3 protein-coding genes are annotated in these 3,259 nt (G+C 60.8%); 1 reads left to right on the top strand and 2 read right to left on the bottom strand.

Annotated elements, in window-relative coordinates; all coding sequences use genetic code 11:
* Both WCB02_RS22345 and WCB02_RS22340 read right to left on the bottom strand, forming a co-directional pair.
* The coding region (locus WCB02_RS22345) for an aconitase family protein (RefSeq protein ID WP_423961498.1) at window positions 1-844 on the bottom strand (844 nt) is incomplete at its 3' end.
* Window positions 845-1,094: 250 nt separating this feature from the next.
* The gene (locus WCB02_RS22340; RefSeq protein WP_423961496.1) at window positions 1,095-2,132 is read right to left on the bottom strand and encodes a LacI family DNA-binding transcriptional regulator; all 1,038 of its coding nucleotides are present in this window, start codon (window positions 2,130-2,132) and stop codon (window positions 1,095-1,097) included.
* Window positions 2,133-2,469: 337 nt separating this feature from the next.
* On the opposite strand from WCB02_RS22340, the gene WCB02_RS22335 reads away from it, so the two are divergent.
* Complete coding sequence (locus WCB02_RS22335) at window positions 2,470-3,219, top strand: SDR family NAD(P)-dependent oxidoreductase (protein ID WP_423961495.1); 750 nt, start codon at window positions 2,470-2,472, stop codon at window positions 3,217-3,219.
* The last annotated feature ends 40 nt before the right edge of the window (window positions 3,220-3,259 follow it).

The raw sequence follows: 3,259 nt of genomic DNA, 5'->3' as shown, positions 1-3,259 counted from the left end.
CATCAAGAACAACCTCGCGATCGAAAACCGCGCCGGGATCGGAAGGCAAGGACGACCAATATGCCAGCGCGGCGTCCCAGTCGGCACCCTTCGGCCCCAGAGGGCGCCCCTCGAGATAGCGAAATGTCGTCTCGTCCGGCGCGACCATCCCGACGCGGCTGCCCGCTTCGATCGACATGTTGCACAGCGTCATACGAGCTTCCATCGAAAGCGCGGTGATCGCCGGGCCGGCATATTCGATGGCGTGACCAACGCCGCCATTAGTGCCGATCTGCGCGATCAGCGCGAGGATGATATCCTTGACAGCGACGCCGGCTTCGAGCCGCCCGTTGAGTGTCACCCGCATGCGCTTCTGCTTGCGCTGCCGCAACGTTTGCGTGGCGCATATGCATTCGCATTCACTGGAGCCGATCCCGAACGCGATCGAACCGAACGCCCCATGCGTGCAGGTGTGGCTATCGCCACAAACCAGCGTCGATCCGGGCAAGGTAAAGCCAAGCTCTGGGCCGATGACATGGACAATTCCATGCCGGCGATCGCTAGTCGGAACATAGGGAATACCAAAGCGCGCCGCATTCGCCCGCAACTGGGACACCTGCTGCGCCGCCGGCCCGTCAGGAAGCAGCCTTCGGCGAAATCTGGTTGGCACGGCGTGATCGGCAACTGCGATATGCGCCTGGGGGCGGCGCAATTCGCGGCCATTTTCGATCAAGCCGGCAAAAGCCTGGGGGCTTGAAACCTCCTGAACGAGATGCCGATCGATGTAGAGTAACACCTCGCCGTCGTCGTAGGTCTTGACGACGTGGGCGTTCCAGATCTTGTCATAGAGCGTGAGCGATTCCATCCCATCCATGCCCGAGTTGAGCGCGCGCTTCTCGCCGAGCGCTGCGCATGTTTGTCCACCCGAAAATTCAAGGCGCCAAATCTCTCTTGCTGAATTCTGCGCCACCATGCTATGTCTTTATGCATGCGCATGCAAGAGGGCGTGGCCGCAAATATTGAACAAATATGGGGAAAGGTGTGGCCAAGAGGCCGAGAGCGTGCCGGCATCGGCAAACTGCTGCCATGGCCCGACGATCATTGTCGTTGCCGTCCTATTCGAGAACGCGAGGTCCCGGAATCGTTGCGCGCCAAATCAGACTACCGCAGATTGGCCGATCGATACCGCGCTCGATGGGCCGGGGTGGCTCATCGAGATGCAGAATGGCGAGCGTTTCGTCCACCATCAAATCGATCGGCTGGCTCACGGAGGTGAGTTGATAGGGAAGCCTGCCCGCTTCAGGAATGCCGTCGAAGCCGGCGAGCATCATATCCTCCGGGATTCGAAGACCGAGCCGATGACGCAGGACGTCCATCGCACCCATCGCCATGATGTCATTGATACCGAAAAGCGCGTCCGGCCGCGGTTTCGATCCGTCGCCGAACAGGCGCAAGGCCGCTTCGACCCCGCCATCATACGACGAATGGCCGCTTGCTTCTTCGATATCGCCGCGCCTCACCCCCGCCTCAAGCAAGCGCTCGACGAAGCCCCGCACGCGATCCTGGCTGGTCGTACCCCTAGGATCGCCCGTAATCATGGCAAAGCTTTTCGCCCCCGCCCGAAGGAATGCCTCAGCCATGAGACGACCGCCGGCGCTGTTGTCGCACCTGACGCCAGAGGCATCACTGCCAGGAATATATCGATTGAACAGCACGATCGGGATTCCCCGATCATGGCATATCCCTATCATACGCGTGGAAAGCTGCGCCGCCGTCAGGATGACTCCATCGACCTGATATCGCAGCACGCGCATGATCGCGTCATCGCTTTCGGCGCCCGGCTCGACCGTGAACGTCAAGACCTGCCGGCCTTGTTCTTGAAGTCGCCGGCTGAACGCATCCAAGACATGCACATAGAACGGATTAGCCAAATTCCCCAATATCAGAGCTATGATATTGCTGCGCTTGGTCGTGAGGCTGCTGGCGATAAAGTTCGGCACGTAGTTCAGTTTGCGGGCGGCCTCGATTACTTTGGACTTGGTTTCCTCCGCAATGCTGGACCCCGGCGTGAAGGCGCGCGAGACGGCGGACTGGGATACCCGCGCCAAGGCCGCGACATCAAACGAGGTTACACGCGATTTCGGGCGCTTCATCAGACCAACTTCTCCCCCCACATTGCGTCCCCTTCGACAGCCGACTGCGCATGCGCATGCGCGTATCTAGACATCGAGCCTTTCGATTTCAACGTCAGCCTGCTGTTCGGCCTTCACGCCCTCGTTAGCGCTATCGCTCCATCGCTGACGCATCCGAAGCTGACCATGGAATCGTGCGAACGCGCGCCCCCGCGGCAATTGACAGGCACTGCGCGACGCGCAATCATTGCATGCGCATGCATTCGCTCAGCTGCTTGAGCCTTCTCTGGGAGCACACGGCAATCTCGGCGCTGCCACACCGGCTTATATCGTCTCCCTTCAAACCAAGGAGATCACGATGCAACTTGAAGGACAGACGGCATTGGTCACGGGCGCACAGCAGGGAATCGGTCGCGCGATAGCGATCGAGTTCGCCCGCCAGGGAGCCGATGTCGCCATCAACTATCTCGATGATCTCGATGCAGCAGGCGCGGTTGCGCGCGAAATCGAGGCGCTCGGCCGCAGGGCGATCGTGCTGCGGGCCGATGTCGCCCAATTTGTCGAATTGGATCGCCTCGTCGAAAGCGCCGCGACCGGGCTCGGAGGTCTGGACATTCTTGTCAACAACGCGGGCATCTACCCTCGTGCGCATCTGCTGGAGCTGACCGAGGATTCCTGGGACTTGACCCAGTCGATCAATCTGAAAGCGAGCTGCTTTCTTGCTCAAGCAGCCGCACGCCGGATGGTCGCAGCGAAACGCGGTGGCGCGATCATCAATATCGCGTCCGCGGCCGTGCAAGGTTGGGAAAGATCGTCCGCCTACAGTGCCTCGAAGGGCGGAATCGTGTCGCTCACGCGCTCAATGGCCATCGATCTGGCTGCGCACGACATCCGCGTCAATGCCATCGCGCCCGGCATCACCGACACCGCGCAGCCGCGGGGCGGTTACTCGGAGGAGCAGTTGAAGGTGATGGTGAAGACCCTGCCGGCACGGCGCATGGGCCGCCCGGACGAGATCGCAACGGTCGCCGCATTCTTGGCGAGCAGGGCTTCAAGCTACATGACCGGGCAAACGGTCCACGCCAACGGCGGTGGCTTCATGTCATGACGCGTGCAGGCCTGGGAATATGCGATCGACGTTTTGAGTC

Source organism: Bradyrhizobium sp. (assembly GCF_049581145.1).
In the GTDB taxonomy this organism is placed as follows: Bacteria; Pseudomonadota; Alphaproteobacteria; order Rhizobiales; family Xanthobacteraceae; genus Bradyrhizobium.
The sequence above is the reverse complement of the archived record's forward strand: the minus strand, read 5'-3'. Positions and strand labels throughout refer to the sequence as shown.